General features: G+C 52.2%; 17 protein-coding genes. 11 read left to right on the plus strand and 6 right to left on the minus strand.

Going from position 1 to position 18,740, the window contains the following annotated elements; all coding sequences use genetic code 11:
• The first annotated feature begins 71 nt into the window (after positions 1–71).
• Positions 72–1,322, plus strand: coding sequence for an enterobactin transporter EntS (entS, locus tag ACJHWR_RS07280; RefSeq protein WP_001041787.1), 1,251 nt, complete (start codon positions 72–74; stop codon positions 1,320–1,322).
• A gap of 3 nt (positions 1,323–1,325) precedes the next feature.
• Here entS and fepB read toward each other — a convergent pair whose 3' ends face one another.
• On the minus strand, positions 1,326–2,282 hold the full coding sequence (fepB, locus tag ACJHWR_RS07285) for a Fe2+-enterobactin ABC transporter substrate-binding protein (protein ID WP_001234346.1): 957 nt from the start codon (positions 2,280–2,282) through the stop codon (positions 1,326–1,328).
• A gap of 188 nt (positions 2,283–2,470) precedes the next feature.
• On the opposite strand from fepB, the gene entC reads away from it, so the two are divergent.
• The 7 genes from entC (at position 2,471) to ACJHWR_RS07320 (ending at position 9,895) form a co-directional block, all read left to right on the plus strand.
• Positions 2,471–3,646, plus strand: coding sequence for an isochorismate synthase EntC (gene entC, locus ACJHWR_RS07290; protein ID WP_012311984.1), 1,176 nt, complete (start codon positions 2,471–2,473; stop codon positions 3,644–3,646).
• A gap of 9 nt (positions 3,647–3,655) precedes the next feature.
• Positions 3,656–5,266: a (2,3-dihydroxybenzoyl)adenylate synthase EntE gene (gene entE, locus ACJHWR_RS07295; protein ID WP_000026787.1), complete on the plus strand. Its 1,611-nt coding sequence runs from the start codon at positions 3,656–3,658 to the stop codon at positions 5,264–5,266.
• A 13-nt stretch (positions 5,267–5,279) separates the two neighbouring features.
• Positions 5,280–6,137 carry an enterobactin biosynthesis bifunctional isochorismatase/aryl carrier protein EntB gene (gene entB, locus ACJHWR_RS07300; RefSeq protein ID WP_000997099.1) on the plus strand — a complete coding sequence of 286 codons (858 nt, stop codon included), beginning with the start codon at positions 5,280–5,282 and terminating at the stop codon, positions 6,135–6,137.
• Positions 6,137–6,883, plus strand: a complete 747-nt coding sequence (entA, locus tag ACJHWR_RS07305) for a 2,3-dihydro-2,3-dihydroxybenzoate dehydrogenase EntA (protein WP_000347636.1) — start codon at positions 6,137–6,139, stop codon at positions 6,881–6,883. Before entB ends, entA begins: the two co-directional genes overlap by 1 nt.
• A gap of 2 nt (positions 6,884–6,885) precedes the next feature.
• Positions 6,886–7,299 carry a proofreading thioesterase EntH gene (gene entH / locus ACJHWR_RS07310; protein WP_410226686.1) on the plus strand — a complete coding sequence of 138 codons (414 nt, stop codon included), beginning with the start codon at positions 6,886–6,888 and terminating at the stop codon, positions 7,297–7,299.
• 180 nt (positions 7,300–7,479) lie between these two features.
• Positions 7,480–9,585, plus strand: coding sequence for a pyruvate/proton symporter CstA (gene cstA / locus ACJHWR_RS07315; protein ID WP_001043116.1), 2,106 nt, complete (start codon positions 7,480–7,482; stop codon positions 9,583–9,585).
• A 112-nt stretch (positions 9,586–9,697) separates the two neighbouring features.
• On the plus strand, positions 9,698–9,895 hold the full coding sequence (locus ACJHWR_RS07320; RefSeq protein ID WP_000460431.1) for a YbdD/YjiX family protein: 198 nt from the start codon (positions 9,698–9,700) through the stop codon (positions 9,893–9,895).
• 9 nt (positions 9,896–9,904) lie between these two features.
• Here the strand turns inward: ACJHWR_RS07320 and hcxA are convergent, their stop codons facing one another.
• Entirely contained in the window at positions 9,905–10,993 is a 1,089-nt protein-coding gene (gene hcxA / locus ACJHWR_RS07325) for a hydroxycarboxylate dehydrogenase HcxA (protein ID WP_001120404.1), read from the minus strand.
• 108 nt (positions 10,994–11,101) lie between these two features.
• Between hcxA and ybdL the strand changes: the two genes are divergently transcribed.
• A complete protein-coding gene (gene ybdL, locus ACJHWR_RS07330; RefSeq protein WP_000183920.1) occupies positions 11,102–12,262 on the plus strand; it encodes a methionine-oxo-acid transaminase in 1,161 nt (386 codons plus the stop codon).
• Here ybdL and ACJHWR_RS07335 read toward each other — a convergent pair whose 3' ends face one another.
• The 4 genes from ACJHWR_RS07335 to dsbG all read right to left on the minus strand — a co-directional run bounded on the left by ACJHWR_RS07335 (position 12,263) and on the right by dsbG (position 16,085).
• Positions 12,263–12,892 carry an IbrB-like domain-containing protein gene (locus tag ACJHWR_RS07335; protein ID WP_000502940.1) on the minus strand — a complete coding sequence of 210 codons (630 nt, stop codon included), beginning with the start codon at positions 12,890–12,892 and terminating at the stop codon, positions 12,263–12,265.
• Positions 12,865–14,085, minus strand: a complete 1,221-nt coding sequence (locus ACJHWR_RS07340) for a phosphoadenosine phosphosulfate reductase (protein ID WP_000029771.1) — start codon at positions 14,083–14,085, stop codon at positions 12,865–12,867. Before ACJHWR_RS07340 ends, ACJHWR_RS07335 begins: the two co-directional genes overlap by 28 nt.
• 146 nt (positions 14,086–14,231) lie before the next feature.
• Complete coding sequence (gene citR / locus ACJHWR_RS07345) at positions 14,232–15,134, minus strand: DNA-binding transcriptional repressor CitR (RefSeq protein WP_012311945.1); 903 nt, start codon at positions 15,132–15,134, stop codon at positions 14,232–14,234.
• A 204-nt stretch (positions 15,135–15,338) separates the two neighbouring features.
• Positions 15,339–16,085, minus strand: a complete 747-nt coding sequence (gene dsbG / locus ACJHWR_RS07350) for a thiol:disulfide interchange protein DsbG (RefSeq protein ID WP_001301891.1) — start codon at positions 16,083–16,085, stop codon at positions 15,339–15,341.
• Positions 16,086–16,456: 371 nt separating this feature from the next.
• Here dsbG and ahpC point away from each other — a divergent pair, with 371 nt between their 5' ends.
• On the plus strand, positions 16,457–17,020 hold the full coding sequence (gene ahpC, locus ACJHWR_RS07355) for an alkyl hydroperoxide reductase subunit C (protein WP_000052796.1): 564 nt from the start codon (positions 16,457–16,459) through the stop codon (positions 17,018–17,020).
• A 128-nt stretch (positions 17,021–17,148) separates the two neighbouring features.
• Positions 17,149–18,714 (plus strand): alkyl hydroperoxide reductase subunit F, encoded by a 1,566-nt coding sequence (gene ahpF, locus ACJHWR_RS07360; RefSeq protein WP_410226687.1) that lies wholly within the window; start codon positions 17,149–17,151, stop codon positions 18,712–18,714.
• Positions 18,715–18,740: the final 26 nt, after the last annotated feature.

Raw genomic sequence — 18,740 nt, forward strand, 5'->3', positions numbered from 1 at the left:
TCTTATTTGGATATGTTAGCATGTGCAGCCTAAGAATAGGTATTTAAAATATTTGATGGCAAGGCATTGTAATGAATAAACAATCCTGGCTGCTTAACCTCAGCCTGTTGAAAACGCACCCGGCGTTTCGCGCAGTATTCCTCGCTCGTTTTATCTCTATTGTTTCTCTGGGTTTGCTCGGCGTCGCGGTGCCGGTGCAGATCCAGATGATGACGCATTCTACCTGGCAGGTGGGGCTTTCGGTGACGCTGACCGGCGGGGCGATGTTTGTCGGTTTGATGGTCGGCGGTGTGCTGGCGGATCGCTATGAGCGCAAAAAAGTGATTTTGCTGGCGCGCGGCACCTGTGGCATTGGCTTCATTGGACTGTGCCTGAACGCGCTGCTGCCGGAGCCGTCATTGCTGGCAATATATTTACTTGGTTTATGGGATGGTTTTTTCGCATCGCTTGGCGTTACGGCGCTACTGGCGGCGACACCTGCACTGGTAGGGCGTGAAAACTTAATGCAGGCCGGGGCGATCACCATGTTGACCGTGCGTCTGGGATCGGTGATTTCGCCCATGATTGGCGGTTTATTGCTGGCGACCGGAGGCGTAGCCTGGAACTACGGACTGGCGGCGGCGGGCACGTTTATTACCTTGCTACCGTTGTTAAGCCTTCCGGCGTTGCCACCACCGCCGCAGCCGCGTGAGCATCCGTTGAAATCATTACTGGCAGGATTTCGTTTTCTACTCGCCAGCCCGCTGGTGGGAGGGATTGCGTTGCTGGGTGGTTTATTGACGATGGCGAGCGCGGTGCGGGTCCTGTATCCGGCGCTGGCTGACAACTGGCAGATGTCGGCGGCACAGATTGGTTTTCTCTATGCGGCGATTCCGCTCGGCGCGGCTATTGGCGCGTTAACCAGCGGGAAGCTGGCACATAGTGCGCGACCAGGGTTATTGATGCTGCTCTCCACGCTGGGATCGTTCCTTGCCATTGGTCTGTTTGGCCTGATGCCGATGTGGATTTTAGGCGTGGTTTGCCTGGCGCTGTTCGGTTGGTTGAGCGCGGTTAGTTCGTTGCTGCAATATACAATGCTGCAAACGCAAACCCCGGAAGCGATGTTAGGGCGGATTAACGGTTTGTGGACGGCGCAAAACGTGACGGGCGATGCCATAGGCGCAGCGCTGCTGGGCGGTTTGGGCGCGATGATGACACCGGTTGCTTCCGCAAGCGCGAGCGGTTTTGGTTTGTTGATTATCGGCGTGTTGTTATTGCTGGTGCTGGTGGAGTTGCGACGTTTTCGCCAGACGCCGCCGCAGATGACAGCGTCCGACAGTTAATGCTTAAAACAGCGCCTTAAGTCGTTCCAGCACTTGCATGGCGCTGTAGTAATCCAGGCGGAACGTCTCGGTTCCCAGCGCATAAACCTGCTTGTTTTGTACTGCGGGCAGGTGCGCGAGCAGTGGATTGGCATAAATCGCATCGGCATCTTTCTGATCACCAGCGAACAGGAATAGTGACTCGCCATTTAACCCTGCAGCCAGATTTTCTCCACCAAGCTGAATGATGTCATGGCGTTTGCCCTGGCTTTGGCTGGCGTTTAACCCTGCGGGCAATTTCGCCAACGTAAAGCCGAGTTGTTCCAGCATCTGCCCTTGTGCTGATTCCGGCGTCCAGAGATTGGCACTGTGTGCAGCGGCGGTATAGACAATGGCAGTGACCGGCTGCGGCGGTAATTTGATTTGCTCTTTCGCCGCCGCCAGTTGCTTATCAAACTGTGCAATCCGCTCTGCCGCTTGTTTCTCATGCCCGGTAATTTCGCCAAGCTGCGTTAACAGCGACTGCCAGCTTTTGTCGTCGTAATTGATGATTAATGTTGGGGCGATGGTAGAAAGCTGATCGTACAGCGCCAGCGCCGAATCCCCGCCGGTTGCGCTAATTAAAATCAGATCCGGCATTTGCGCGGCAACGGCTTCTGCACTCGGTTCGCCGATATAGAGCCGTTGCAGTTTGCGTTCTTTCGCCACCTTGCTCCACTGGCGTAAAAAGCCCTGGTCATCCGCGACGCGGTTATTCGGCGTGGTCGCGCCGCTGGCGATCACCGGAGCATCAATCGCCAGCAGTGAGCCAGTCAGGGTGACGCTGGTGGAAACAATACGCTGCGGCTGGCTTTCCAGGGTATGAGTGCCCCGGCTGTCAGTAATCTGACGCGGCCAGTCGGCGGCCTGAACTGCGACTATTCCTGAAAGCAAAAGTCCTGTTAATAGAAGGGCGTTGCGGTAGAGCGGGGCGAGTCTCACAAATTAGCTTCCTGTTATTAATAGAGTTAATGCTTCTCATTTTCATTGCAATCACAAACAGATGCAACCCCGAGTTGCAGATTGCGTTACCTCAAGAGTTGACATAGTGCGCGTTTGCTTTTAGGTTAGCGACCGAAAATATAAATGATAATCATTATTAAAGCCTTTATCATTTTGTGGAGGATGATATGGATACGTCACTGGCTGAGGAAGTACAGCAGACCATGGCAACACTTGCGCCCAATCGCTTTTTCTTTATGTCGCCGTACCGCAGTTTTACGACGTCAGGATGTTTCGCCCGCTTCGATGAACCGGCTGTGAACGGGGATTCGCCCGACAGTCCCTTCCAGCAAAAACTCGCCGCGTTGTTTGCCGATGCCAAAGCGCAGGGCATCAAAAATCCGGTGATGGTCGGGGCGATTCCCTTCGATCCACGTCAGCCTTCGTCGCTGTATATTCCCGAATCCTGGCTGTCGTTCTCCCGTCAGGAAAAACAAGCTTCCGCACGCCGTTTCACCCGCAGCCAGTCGCTGAACGTGGTGGAACGTCAGGCAATTCCGCAACAAGCCACGTTTGAACAGATGGTTGCCCGCGCCGCCGCACTTACCGCCACGCCGCAGGTCGACAAAGTGGTGTTGTCACGGTTGATTGATATCACCACTGACGCCGCCATTGATAGTGGCGTATTGCTGGAACGGTTGATTGCACAAAACCCGGTTAGTTACAACTTCCATGTCCCGCTGGCTGATGGTGGCGTTCTGCTGGGGGCCAGCCCGGAGCTGCTGCTACGTAAAGACGGCGAGCGTTTTAGCTCCATTCCGTTAGCCGGTTCCGCGCGTCGTCAGCCGGATGAAGTGCTCGATCGCGAAGCGGGTAATCGTCTGTTGGCCTCAGAAAAAGATCGTCATGAACATGAATTGGTGACTCAGGCGATGAAAGAGGTACTGCGAGAACGCAGCAGTGAGTTAAACGTTCCTTCCTCTCCACAATTGATTACCACGCCGACGCTGTGGCATCTCGCAACTCCCTTTGAAGGTAAAGCGAATTCGCAAGAAAACGCACTGACTCTGGCCTGTCTGCTGCATCCGACCCCCGCGCTGAGCGGTTTCCCGCATCAGGCCGCGACCCAGGTTATTGCTGAACTGGAGCCGTTCGACCGCGAACTGTTTGGCGGCATTGTGGGTTGGTGTGACAGCGAAGGTAACGGCGAATGGGTTGTGACCATCCGCTGCGCGAAGCTGCGGGAAAATCAGGTGCGTCTGTTTGCCGGAGCGGGGATTGTGCCTGCGTCGTCACCGTTGGGTGAGTGGCGCGAAACGGGCGTCAAACTTTCTACCATGTTGAACGTTTTTGGATTGCATTAAGGAGTGAGGATGAGCATTCCATTCACCCGCTGGCCGGAAGAGTTTGCCCGTCGCTATCGGGAAAAAGGCTACTGGCAGGATTTGCCGCTGACCGACATTCTGACCCGTCATGCCGCAAGCGACAGCATCGCGGTTATCGACGGCGAGCGGCAGTTGAGTTATCGGGAGCTGAATCAGGCGGCGGATAACCTCGCGTGTAGTTTGCGCCGTCAGGGCATTAAACCTGGTGAAACCGCGCTGGTACAGCTGGGTAACGTCGCTGAACTTTACATTACCTTTTTCGCGCTGCTGAAACTGGGCGTTGCGCCGGTGCTGGCACTGTTCAGCCATCAGCGTAGTGAACTGAACGCCTACGCCAGCCAGATTGAACCGGCGTTACTGATTGCCGATCGCCAGCATGCGCTGTTTAGCGGAGATGATTTCCTCAACACATTTGTTGCAGAGCATTCTTCCATTCGCGTGGTGCAGCTGCTCAACGACAGCGGTGAGCATAACTTGCAGGATGCGATTAACCATCCGGCTGAGGATTTTACTGCCACGCCATCTCCTGCTGATGAAGTGGCCTATTTCCAGCTTTCCGGCGGCACCACCGGCACTCCGAAACTGATCCCGCGCACTCATAACGACTACTACTACAGCGTGCGTCGTAGCGTCGAGATTTGTCAGTTCACACAACAGACGCGCTACCTGTGCGCGATCCCGGCGGCTCATAACTACGCCATGAGTTCACCGGGATCGCTGGGCGTCTTTCTCGCTGGCGGCACTGTCGTTCTGGCTGCCGACCCCAGCGCCACGCTTTGCTTCCCATTGATTGAAAAACATCAGGTGAACGTCACCGCGCTGGTGCCGCCAGCAGTCAGCCTGTGGTTGCAGGCACTGGCTGAAGGCGAAAGCCGGGCGCAGCTTGCCTCGCTGAAACTGTTACAGGTCGGCGGCGCACGTCTTTCTGCCACGCTTGCGGCGCGTATTCCCGCTGAGATTGGCTGCCAGTTGCAGCAGGTGTTTGGCATGGCGGAAGGGCTGGTGAACTACACCCGTCTTGATGATAGTGCGGAGAAAATTATCCATACCCAGGGTTACCCAATGTGCCCGGACGATGAAGTATGGGTTGCCGATGCCGAAGGAAATCCACTGCCGCAAGGGGAAGTTGGACGCCTGATGACGCGCGGGCCGTACACCTTCCGTGGCTATTACAAAAGCCCGCAGCACAATGCCAGCGCCTTTGATGCCAACGGTTTTTACTGTTCCGGCGATCTGATCTCTATTGATCCAGAGGGTTACATCACCGTGCAGGGGCGCGAGAAAGATCAGATCAACCGTGGCGGCGAGAAGATCGCTGCCGAAGAGATCGAAAACCTGCTGCTGCGCCACCCGGCGGTGATCTACGCCGCACTGGTGAGCATGGAAGATGAGCTGATGGGCGAAAAAAGCTGTGCTTATCTGGTGGTAAAAGAGCCGCTGCGCGCGGTGCAGGTGCGTCGTTTCCTGCGTGAACAGGGTATTGCCGAATTTAAATTACCGGATCGCGTGGAGTGTGTGGATTCACTTCCGCTGACGGCGGTCGGGAAAGTCGATAAAAAACAATTACGTCAGTGGCTGGCGTCACGCACATCAGCCTGAAGGAGAGAACACGATGGCTATTCCAAAATTACAGGCTTACGCACTGCCGGATTCTCACGATATTCCGCAGAATAAAGTCGACTGGGCCTTTGAACCGCAACGTGCCGCGTTGTTAATCCATGATATGCAGGACTATTTTGTCAGCTTCTGGGGTGAGAACTGCCCGATGATGGAGCAGGTGATCGCGAATATTGCGGCACTACGCGACTACTGCAAACAGCACAATATCCCGGTTTATTACACCGCCCAGCCGAAAGAGCAGAGCGATGAAGATCGGGCGCTGTTGAATGATATGTGGGGGCCAGGCCTGACCCGTTCGCCGGAACAGCAAAAGGTGGTGGATCGCCTGACGCCAGATGCTGACGACACGGTGTTGGTGAAGTGGCGCTACAGCGCGTTTCATCGTTCCCCGCTGGAGCAAATGCTGAAAGAGAGTGGACGTAACCAGCTGATTATTACCGGGGTATATGCCCACATTGGCTGTATGACCACCGCAACGGACGCATTTATGCGCGATATTAAACCGTTTATGGTGGCGGATGCGCTGGCCGATTTCAGCCGTGACGAGCATTTGATGTCGCTGAAATATGTGGCCGGACGTTCTGGTCGGGTGGTGATGACCGAAGAATTGCTGCCAGCACCTATCCCCGCCAGCAAAGCGGCGCTGCGTGAGGTGATCCTGCCGTTGCTGGACGAGTCCGATGAACCGTTCGATGACGACAACCTGATCGACTACGGTCTGGATTCGGTGCGGATGATGGCGCTGGCGGCGCGCTGGCGCAAAGTGCATGGCGATATCGACTTTGTCATGCTGGCGAAAAACCCGACCATCGACGCCTGGTGGAAGCTACTTTCCCGCGAGGTGAAATAATGGATTTCAGCGGTAAAAATGTCTGGGTAACTGGCGCAGGGAAAGGTATCGGCTACGCCACGGCGCTGGCGTTTGTTGAGGCGGGAGCGAAAGTCACCGGTTTTGATCAAGCGTTCGCTCAGGAGCAATATCCCTTTGCGACCGAAGTGATGGATGTTGCCGATGCTGCGCAGGTGGCGCAGGTATGTCAGCGACTGTTAGCGCAAACGGAGCGACTGGACGTGCTGGTCAATGCGGCGGGAATTTTGCGCATGGGCGCGACCGATCAGCTCAGTAAAGAGGACTGGCAGCAGACTTTTGCGGTCAATGTCGGCGGTGCGTTTAACCTGTTCCAGCAGACCATGAACCAGTTTCGCCGTCAGCGGGGCGGGGCGATTGTTACTGTTGCGTCCGACGCCGCACACACGCCGCGCATTGGTATGAGTGCTTATGGCGCGTCGAAAGCGGCGCTGAAAAGCCTGGCGTTGAGCGTTGGGCTGGAACTGGCGGGTAGCGGGGTGCGCTGTAATGTGGTTTCGCCGGGCTCCACCGACACCGATATGCAACGCACGCTGTGGGTGAGCGATGACGCCGAAGAGCAGCGTATTCGCGGCTTTGGCGAGCAGTTTAAACTCGGAATTCCGCTAGGGAAAATCGCCCGTCCGCAGGAGATCGCCAATACGATTTTGTTCCTCGCCTCTGACCTCGCCAGCCATATCACCCTACAGGATATTGTGGTCGATGGCGGCTCAACGCTGGGGGCATAAGCATGATCTGGAAACGCCATTTAACGCTCGACGAGCTGAACGCCACCAGCGATAACACAATGGTGGCGCATCTGGGAATTGTGTATACCCGTCTGGGCGATGATGTACTCGAAGCCGAAATGCCGGTTGATACCCGTACTCATCAGCCGTTTGGCCTGCTGCATGGCGGCGCGTCGGCGGCGCTGGTGGAAACGCTGGGATCGATGGCCGGATTTATGATGACCCGCGACGGACAGTGTGTGGTGGGCACGGAACTTAACGCCACACATCATCGCCCGGTGTCTGAGGGAAAGGTGCGCGGTGTCTGCCAGCCGCTGCATCTTGGACGACAAAATCAGAGCTGGGAAATCGTCGTTTTCGATGAACAGGGGCGGCGTTGCTGCACCTGTCGGCTGGGCACAGCGGTTTTGGGATGAACCCGACAGAATAAAATGAGATTGCAGGAAAATTCGGTTAACGGAGTGATCGAGTTAACGTTGTTAAGTTAAATATTGGTTTTAACTCTGATTTATATGGTTGCTGTGTTGTTAAATTGTACAAAGATGTTATAGAAACAAAATGTAACATCTCTATGGACACGCACACGGATAACAACTATGAACAAATCAGGGAAATACCTCGTCTGGACAGTGCTCTCTATAATGGGAGCATTTGCTCTGGGATACATTGCTTTAAATCGTGGGGAACAGATCAACGCGCTGTGGATTGTAGTGGCGTCGGTCTGTATCTATCTGATCGCTTACCGTTTTTATGGTCTTTATATCGCCAAAAATGTATTGGCGGTTGATCCGACGCGTATGACGCCAGCGGTGCGCCATAACGACGGGCTGGACTATGTGCCGACGGACAAGAAAGTGCTGTTCGGTCACCATTTTGCGGCCATTGCCGGAGCTGGCCCGCTGGTGGGGCCGGTACTGGCGGCGCAAATGGGTTACCTGCCAGGGATGATCTGGCTGCTCGCCGGGGTGGTTCTCGCCGGTGCGGTGCAGGATTTCATGGTGCTGTTTGTTTCTACGCGCCGTGACGGTCGCTCGCTGGGTGAGCTGGTCAAAGAAGAGATGGGGCCAACCGCCGGGGTGATAGCGCTGGTGGCCTGCTTTATGATCATGGTCATTATCCTTGCCGTGCTGGCGATGATCGTGGTGAAAGCCCTGACTCATAGCCCGTGGGGAACGTATACCGTTGCGTTCACCATTCCGCTGGCGCTGTTTATGGGGATCTACCTGCGCTATTTGCGTCCGGGGCGTATTGGGGAAGTGTCGGTGATTGGCCTGGTATTCCTGATTTTCGCCATTATCTCTGGCGGCTGGGTGGCAGAAAGCCCGACCTGGGCACCGTACTTTGACTTTACCGGCGTGCAGCTGACCTGGATGCTGGTGGGTTACGGCTTCGTGGCGGCGGTGCTGCCGGTGTGGTTGCTGCTGGCCCCGCGTGACTACCTCTCAACCTTCCTGAAAATCGGGACTATCGTCGGTCTGGCGGTAGGCATTCTGATTATGCGCCCGACGCTGACCATGCCTGCGCTAACTAAATTTGTCGATGGCACTGGCCCGGTATGGACCGGTAACCTGTTCCCGTTCCTGTTTATCACCATCGCCTGTGGCGCGGTGTCTGGCTTCCATGCGCTGATCTCTTCCGGCACCACACCGAAGATGCTGGCGAACGAAGGGCAGGCGTGCTTTATCGGCTACGGTGGGATGTTGATGGAATCCTTCGTGGCGATTATGGCGCTGGTTTCCGCCTGTATCATCGATCCAGGTGTGTACTTCGCTATGAACAGCCCGATGGCAGTGCTGGCTCCGGCAGGGACGGCGGATGTAGTCGCTTCTGCCGCGCAGGTGGTGAGTAGCTGGGGCTTTGCGATTACCCCGGATACGCTAAATCAGATTGCCAGCGAAGTGGGGGAACAGTCGATCATTTCCCGTGCGGGCGGTGCGCCGACCCTGGCGGTGGGGATGGCCTACATTCTGCACGGTGCGCTGGGCGGCATGATGGATGTGGCGTTCTGGTATCACTTCGCCATTCTGTTTGAAGCACTGTTTATTCTGACGGCGGTGGATGCAGGTACGCGTGCTGCGCGCTTTATGTTGCAGGATCTGCTGGGCGTGGTGTCTCCGGGCCTGAAACGGACCGATTCACTGCCTGCTAACCTGCTGGCAACGGCGCTGTGCGTGCTGGCGTGGGGCTACTTCCTCCATCAGGGCGTGGTCGATCCGCTGGGCGGTATTAACACTCTGTGGCCGCTGTTTGGTATTGCCAACCAGATGCTGGCAGGGATGGCGCTGATGCTCTGTGCTGTGGTGCTGTTCAAAATGAAACGTCAACGTTACGCCTGGGTGGCGCTGGTACCAACGGCCTGGCTGCTGATTTGTACCCTGACCGCAGGCTGGCAGAAAGCGTTTAGCCTGGATGCAAAAGTCGGCTTCCTGGCGATTGCTAACAAGTTCCAGGCAATGATCGACAGCGGCAATATTCCGTCGCAGTATACCGAGTCACAGCTGGCGCAACTGGTGTTCAACAACCGTCTGGATGCCGGGTTAACCATCTTCTTTATGGTGGTCGTGGTGGTTCTGGCACTGTTCTCGATTAAGACGGCACTGGCGGCATTGAAAGAGCCGAAGCCAACGGCGAAAGAAACGCCGTATGAGCCGATGCCGGAAAATGTCGAGGAGATCGTGGCGCAGGCGAAAGGCGCGCACTAAAGTCAGAGTGAGGGGGAATGTGCTGAGCGTTCCCCTTACTCTCATCCCGAGCGTGTTGATAGCAATTAAGCCCTCTTAATTCAGGAGGGCATTTGTATTACCGGAGGTTTAGATGTTTGATTCACTGGCAAAAGCCGGAAAATATTTAGGTCAGGCGGCGAAACTGATGATTGGTATGCCTGATTACGACAACTATGTCGAACATATGCGGGTTAACCATCCCGATCAAACGCCGATGACCTACGAAGAGTTTTTCCGTGAGCGGCAGGACGCGCGCTACGGTGGAAAAGGCGGCGCGCGCTGCTGCTAAATATGTACGTCAGGCTTTAAACGATTCCACTTTTTCGAACGCTGCACGCAACGTATCTGGTGTCAGCGTGACCGGCAGGTAATGAATGGATTCCACCGGACGTAAGGTGTGGGCAATCACTTTGTCGATCTCCGCCTGATTATTGATATCCACTTCCAGCTCCGCCAGCGTAGTCGGCAGATGAAAACGCTGATACGCTCCAGTTAATTGCGCCAGCACATCATCCTGACCCAGCAAGGCGCTTTGCACCAGAATTCCGTAGGCGACTTTGGTGCCGTGGAGAAACTTCTCGGTTTGCGGCAGCACGGTCAGACCGTTATGCACGGCATGAGCTGCCGCCACACGCGTAAAACGATCGCCCAGACCACCAACCATCCCACCACCAGCAATAATGGCATCCACCACATCGCAAAATGATTGCGTTAACTGGTGATTTTGCTGATCGGCAAGCGCCTGTTCGCTACTGTTTAACAAGACGTCGCGAATGGCCTGCGCGTTATTAATCCCCAGCCGCACGGTTAACGGCAACGTTTCTGGTTGCGGGGCCAGCACCACCGCTTCATACCATTTCGCCAGCGTGTCACCGATCCCCGCCAGCAGATATTCTTGCGGCGCGTTGAGGATAATCTCCGGTTCCACCAGCACCATAAAATTGGCGTCGTCGAAAATCTCATAATGCAGCGCTTGTCCGGCATCGTTGTACCAGACAGAGAGCGGTGTCCAGGCTGCGCAGGTAGCGGCGATCGTCGGAACGGCAACAAACGGCAGACCGAGACGGCGGGCGAGGGCTTTCGCGGTGTCGAGCAGTGCGCCGCCGCCGACGCCAATCACCACGCTGCGATCGTCACCGGACTCAGCCGCCAGTTGTTGTACATCGCTTTCGCTGCAATGACCACGAAACAAAATATGCTTTGCCCCTGGCAGTTCAAACGCTGGCGGAAGTTTTGTTTGCGCCGCAGCAATGGCGCGTTCGCCGTAGATCCACGCCGCGCGAGAAAGTTGTTCATCAGTGAAAAAATCGTGCAGGTGATTGAAACTTCCGGGATGTGAAAAGTAGTTAGCCGGGCCGACGACCACGCGGATAGGATTGTGAGGCATGTTGTGTTGTCCTTATTGTTTTATTTAGACATCTAAACGTCTTGATTGCCAAATACTAGCATCGTGTTATAGTGCCTTCAACACGCAACTTCATCAGGCACAATAAAAATGACAAATAACCCTCTGATTCCACAAAGCAAACTTCCACAACTTGGCACCACTATTTTCACCCAGATGAGTGCACTGGCGCAGCAACACCAGGCGATTAACCTGTCGCAAGGCTTTCCTGATTTTGATGGTCCGCGCTATTTGCAGGAACGGCTGGCGTACCACGTTGCCCAGGGGGCAAACCAATACGCACCCATGACCGGCGTGCAGGCATTACGCGAGGCGATTGCTCAGAAAACGGAACGGCTGTATGGCTATCAACCAGATGCCGACAGCGATATCACCGTAACAGCAGGGGCGACGGAAGCGCTATACGCAGCGATTACTGCATTGGTTCGCAATGGCGATGAAGTGATTTGCTTTGATCCCAGCTATGACAGTTACGCGCCCGCCATCGCGCTTTCGGGGGGAATAGTGAAACGTATTGCACTGCAACCACCGCATTTTCGCGTGGACTGGCAGGAATTTGCCGCATTGTTAAGCGAGCGCACCCGACTGGTGATCCTCAACACCCCGCATAACCCCAGTGCAACTGTCTGGCAGCAGGCTGATTTCTCCGCTCTGTGGCAGGCGATTGCCGGGCACGAGATTTTTGTCATTAGCGATGAAGTCTACGAGCACATCAATTTTTCACAACAGGGCCATGCCAGCGTGCTGGCGCATCCGCAATTGTGTGAGCGAGCGGTGGCGGTGTCATCGTTTGGCAAGACCTATCATATGACCGGCTGGAAAGTGGGGTATTGCGTTGCACCTGCGCCCATCAGCGCCGAGATCCGCAAAGTGCATCAGTATCTGACCTTTTCGGTGAATACCCCGGCACAGTTGGCGCTTGCCGATATGCTACGTGCAGAACCTGAGCATTATCTTGCGTTACCGGACTTTTATCGCCAGAAGCGCGATATTCTGGTGAATGCCTTAAATGAAAGTCGGCTGGAGATTTTACCGTGCGAAGGTACATACTTTTTGCTGGTGGATTACAGCGCCGTATCTACGCTGGATGATGTTGAGTTTTGCCAGTGGCTGACGCGGGAGCACGGCGTAGCGGCGATTCCGCTGTCGGTGTTTTGCGCCGATCCCTTCCCACATAAACTGATTCGTCTCTGTTTTGCCAAGAAGGAATCGACGTTGCTGGCAGCAGCAGAACGCCTGCGCCAGCTTTAGTTATTTAACCGTCCAGGCGCGGGAAAATTGACGGTCGGCAAACAACTCTTGCAGGCCGTTAATTTGCTTCAGGCGCAACACTTCGTCGCTGTCCATTCCCAGCTCTTTGCCAATTTTATTATCGTCCCATCCCAACTGGCTGAGTTCTCGGACGATTTCTGACATGGCAGTGATTTGGTGACGTCCACGAGCGCGATTATGACGAATAGTTGCGGCGATGCGTTGATTACGCGTACCTTCCAGACAGGTCACCGGCAAATAACCTTTTAAGCGTAATTTTAACGATGATGAGCCTTTACCAATTTCATGGCGGTGAAAACCATCCACGATTTCCAGGGCATTTTTATCCGTATGCGTGACCACAATGGGTTGGGTAAAACCATCTATTTCAATGGATTTTTTCAGCAGTTTTTTTTCGGGTGGTGCCACGTTGTTTGGGTTGTAATCATTAGGCATAAGTTGGCTGTTTTTAACCCACAGAACGCAATCCACTGGCTCTTCACGAAAGGGGCTAACCTGATGGATCGCCATGCGGATTTCATTAATCGCTTTGATGCGATCATCTTCCGGCAAGCTGGCGAGAAATTGGGTTAAATCCTGCGTTAATCGTTGTTGCATAGTATCCCCCATTCCTGACGTTTTCCTTTTATCCGTTCGTTATAACGCTGATAGTTCTTCGCTTTCGTAGGACTAAATGATAATGCCCGGCACCAGTAATCGTTATTGAGTAAAACTTTGCATATTCGCCGCCAGGAGGGGATATCTTTCGCGCCAATGTCCCCTTGCTGGGTTTGTGGAACTTCGATGCCTTTTTTCTGATACCAGTGCAAATAAATGGCGATTTTATTGCGGTAATGCTCAGCTGTTTTTTCCGGCATGCTATTGAGCAGCAATAATGCATATTCTTGCCAGTCTAAATGTTCTGGCTTGAGGATTTTCCGATGACCATAAAAATGATTATCATGTCCGGCGTAAATGCCGCCACTTTTTACCCCGCTGACTCGTGCGCACATAGCAGCCCAGCGATCCGGTTCGATAACGTGATAGAGCCATAATCCTTGCCGTTGCTCCGGGCCAAAAGGTTCGCAAATTCGCATATGACGCAGAGGAACGCCTGCCTGATACATTATATTATACAGTGGGTTACAGAGCTGTTGATGGTTAGCATACCAGGTCCAGATATCAGCGACTTTCCAGTCGTAGATGGGGTAAATGTACCAGCTATGACCGCCTGGTGCGGCAGTAGTCCAGGGCTTATCATCGGCAAAACGTTGTTTATTTAAACTGGCGATGGCGACAAAACGGTTGTAGGACTCATCCGCACGGATGCCGATCATCATCGCCGCCGGACGTTTTTGCGAAAACCATTCGGCAAACTCACGCACAAATTGTTCGAAGGTCATGCCAGGCTGGTAAAAGGAGAAAAAGTCAGGATCGGTTATCGCATCTTGCGGGGGCTGACGTACCCATTCGACATCAGGTTCCCAGCACTGCCATTCGGGTTGGTATTGAGAAAGGGAATTTTGCGTCGTAAGCGGGAGCGCAACCCAGTAAAACTCTTCGATGACATCGGCGTAAAACTCACGTAATGACTGAACATAGTTAATAGTGCATGAGAACTGCGCTTCCCAGTCGATAAACAAAACGCAGATTTTTTTGCCCATTTGTCGGGCAATTTCGGCGGTCAGATGCAGCATTAATCCGGAATCTTTACCACCCGAAAAAGAAACACAGATACGGGGTAGGGTATTAAGTGTCCAGGTAATACGTTCTTTTGCAGCTTCCAGAATATTCAGTGGAAGCGGGATTTTATAAATAGACATCTAAAAACGCTCTCTGAACGTTACGGGGTGACTCGTGAGATGAATCCGCTAATTATAGGATAAACGAAGCAAGATAGAGCACATTATTTTATATTCACATAATGAATTAATTGATGCGTAATATATTATTTGTCAGTGGTAATGAATCAGAAGCTATCATTTAAACGATCTATGAATCGGGAGAAGACAAGGTTGTTCAACGAAGCCTTGTTATAGGAAATATAAAGTTTAACCGCAGGAAGAGGTTGTTCCAGTTTTATTTCTTTTAACTTCAAAAAGTCACGATGTAAATTGTACAGTTCGGTGGGCACAATGCCTAATAAGTCAGTAACAGAAATACTATTAATTATAGTCATCAAAGAAGAACTGCGAAATGAAACTTTACGGTTCATAAAACGTTCATCTATGTCCATTTGAATTTCGTCAATCCCTGCTGATTTAGATATCAACAGGGTGAATTCTTCGGCGATAATTTGTTCATAGTTACTGGTATCGGTAATACGAGGATGTCTGTTGCTACATATAAGAGAATTGCGAATAGTATGTAACGGCATGCAGATGACAGAGCGGCTAATTACTGGTTGTAGTGTAATTGCCAGGTCAGTTTTGCGTTGAACCAACAGTTCTTCGGCATTTTCAGCTGAAAGCAGTATGTCATGGCATTCTATATCGATTGAAGTATCTTGTCTAAGACAGCGGATTAGCATGTTGTTATTAGTACAAGAAATAAGCTGAGGACCGTAGATAATAAAATTTTTCTTTAGTTCAGACTTATTAACGATATTGATCGTTTGTTCAAGGCCTCTGAGATTTTTCTCAAGATGGTGATGCAGGTTTAACCCTGTTGTAGTCGGCGCGATACCTTTCCCTGAGCGAATGAATAACGGGTCATTAAATTGCGCACGTAAACGTTGTAACGACTGACTAACAGCAGAGGGCGTTATATATAATGATTCTGCCGCTTTACTAATGCTGAGATGTTGATAAATACATTCAAATATAACCAGTAAATTGAGGTCAAATTTTTTTAGATCATAAAGATTAGCCATAACATACTCCGTTGTATTGTCTCTTCCATAAATCATTCACTTGATCAATAATGTTGTTGTATTTATATGTGTTATGTTTTTCTGCTTAACTTTGGATTAAGATTTTCTAAAATAGCATAGCTGTCAGGTGGGTTACGAGCAATTCATGCTTTTTTAGGATGGTTGAAAAGCAGGAATATATTTCAACCATCCATGAATTATCTTTTATTTATTCCCCATAATGATATTAAGCGTTTTCTGATCGGGCAACCCCACGGCCTGTTGCAGTGTATTTTCCTTACTCATGTAATAGATAGCTGGCGTGACATTTGCCCCCAGATCGTCCATCAGTTTCTCGTTATCGCTTAACACTTTCATTTGCTCTGTACTTACGTTTGCAGGCACGTTTAGCTTAAGCTTGCCACCAGAGGCTTCATATTCTTGCCAGGTTTTTGCGGGATCTTTGGAGGCAAGAATTGCCGCTGCTGTCGCCGGGCTTTCTGGCTTGATAACGCCAACCAACAATGTTCTTAATTGCACTTTGCCAGAATCTACCCACGGGCGAGCCTGCTGCCAGAACTGTTTACAATATGGGCAGAACGGATCGGCGAAGACGTAGACAATGACCGGCGCGTCTTTTTTACCGTCGAGGAGCCAGTGGGATTGTTCCATCCGTTGCCACATTTCGCGTCCGGCGGGTGCGTAAATTTCTTTTTCGATAAGTGTGTTACTCAGGTTTTCACCTTTCTCGTTGTACATGTAACCGGAGATAGCGTGCTTACCATCTGGAGTCAGGTAGATGGTGACGCCCATATCCTGATACTTGCCGAGATAACCTTTCATTCCTCCGGGAGCATCGAACGTTTTGATGATTGTAATGCCCTGTTTTTCAATCGCTTTTACTGGGGCAGGAAGTTCCTCTGCGAAGGCGATTGCAGGAAGCAGAGCCAGTAAAAGTATCTTTTTTAACATTAATTTGTCCTTTTCAGTCAGTGCAAAAGTCGGGTAAAAGGCATAACCTATCACTGTCATAGGTAAGAGCTTAGATCAGGTGATTGCCCTTTGTTTATGAGGGTGTTGTAATCCACGTCGTTGTTGCATTTGTAAGGGCAACACCTCAGCCTGCAGGCAGGCGCTGAAGATACCAAAGGGTAGTTCAGATTACACGGTCACCTGGAAAGGGGGCCATTTTACTTTTTATCGCCGCTGGCGGTGCAAAGTTCACAAAGTTGTCTTACGAAGGTTGTAAGGTAAAACTTATCGATTTGATAATGGAAACGCATTAGCCGAATCGGCAAAAATTGGTTACCTTACATCTCATCGAAAACACGGAGGAAGTATAGATGTCCTTGATTAACACCAAAATTAAACCTTTTAAAAACCAGGCATTCAAAAACGGCGAATTCATCGAAATCACCGAAAAAGATACCGAAGGCCGCTGGAGCGTCTTCTTCTTCTACCCGGCTGACTTTACTTTCGTATGCCCGACCGAACTGGGTGACGTTGCTGACCATTACGAAGAACTGCAGAAACTGGGCGTAGACGTATACGCAGTATCTACCGATACTCACTTCACCCACAAAGCATGGCACAGCAGCTCTGAAACCATCGCTAAAATCAAATATGCGATGATCGGCGACCCGACTGGCGCCCTGACCCGTAACTTCGACAACATGCGTGAAGATGAAGGTCTGGCTGACCGTGCGACCTTCGTTGTTGACCCGCAGGGTATCATCCAGGCAATCGAAGTTACCGCTGAAGGCATTGGCCGTGACGCGTCTGACCTGCTGCGTAAAATCAAAGCAGCACAGTACGTAGCTTCTCACCCAGGTGAAGTTTGCCCGGCTAAATGGAAAGAAGGTGAAGCAACTCTGGCTCCGTCTCTGGACCTGGTTGGTAAAATCTAAGTTCCGCAATCGCGTAATTAATCGGGTGCTGCGGCACCCGATTTTCTTCCCCGCACCATGATGCAAGCTGCATCCAGGTAGCCGCAGAGGCCGCTTGCATGATGATGTTTAAAGCCCAGGAGATAAACATGCTCGACACAAATATGAAAACTCAACTCAAGGCTTACCTTGAGAAATTGACCAAGCCTGTTGAGTTAATTGCCACGCTGGATGACAGCGCTAAATCGGCAGAAATCAAGGAACTGTTGGCTGAAATCGCAGAACTGTCAGACAAAGTCACCTTTAAAGAAGATAACAGCTTGCCAGTGCGTAAGCCGTCTTTCCTGATCACCAACCCAGGTTCCAACCAGGGACCACGTTTTGCAGGCTCCCCGCTGGGCCACGAGTTCACCTCGCTGGTACTGGCGTTGCTGTGGACCGGTGGTCATCCGTCGAAAGAAGCGCAGTCTCTGCTGGAGCAGATTCGCCATATTGACGGTGATTTTGAATTCGAAACCTATTACTCGCTCTCTTGCCACAACTGCCCGGACGTGGTGCAGGCGCTGAACCTGATGAGCGTACTGAACCCGCGCATCAAGCACACTGCAATTGAGGGCGGCACCTTCCAGAACGAAATCACCGATCGCAACGTGATGGGCGTTCCGGCAGTGTTCGTAAACGGGAAAGAGTTTGGTCAGGGCCGCATGACGTTGACTGAAATCGTTGCCAAAATTGATACGGGTGCGGAAAAACGTGCGGCAGAAGAGCTGAACAAGCGTGATGCTTATGACGTATTAATCGTTGGTTCCGGCCCGGCGGGTGCAGCGGCAGCAATTTACTCCGCACGTAAAGGCATCCGTACCGGTCTGATGGGCGAACGTTTTGGTGGTCAGATCCTCGATACCGTTGATATCGAAAACTACATTTCTGTACCGAAGACCGAAGGCCAGAAACTGGCAGGTGCGCTGAAAGTTCATGTTGATGAATACGACGTTGATGTGATCGACAGCCAGAGCGCGAGCAAACTGATCCCGGCAGCGGTTGAAGGCGGCCTGCATCAGATTGAAACAGCTTCTGGCGCGGTACTGAAAGCACGCAGCATTATCGTGGCGACCGGTGCAAAATGGCGCAACATGAACGTTCCTGGCGAAGATCAGTATCGCACCAAAGGCGTGACCTACTGCCCGCACTGCGACGGCCCGCTGTTTAAAGGCAAACGCGTAGCGGTTATCGGCGGCGGTAACTCCGGCGTGGAAGCGGCAATTGACCTGGCGGGTATCGTTGAGCACGTAACGCTGCTGGAATTTGCGCCAGAAATGAAAGCCGACCAGGTTCTGCAGGACAAACTGCGCAGCCTGAAAAACGTCGACATTATTCTGAATGCGCAAACCACGGAAGTGAAAGGCGACGGTAGCAAAGTCGTAGGTCTGGAATATCGCGATCGTGTCAGCGGCGATATTCACAACATCGAACTGGCCGGTATTTTCGTCCAGATTGGTCTGCTGCCGAACACCAACTGGCTGGAAGGCGCAGTCGAACGTAACCGCATGGGCGAGATTATCATTGATGCGAAATGCGAAACCAACGTCAAAGGCGTGTTCGCAGCGGGTGACTGTACGACGGTTCCGTACAAGCAGATCATCATCGCTACTGGCGAAGGTGCCAAAGCCTCTCTGAGTGCTTTTGACTACCTGATTCGCACCAAAACTGCATAAGAAGAAGTAAGATTCACCTGCAATTG

This window comes from Escherichia sp. WS568 (genome assembly GCF_046486085.1).
GTDB lineage: Bacteria > Pseudomonadota > Gammaproteobacteria > Enterobacterales > Enterobacteriaceae > Escherichia > Escherichia coli.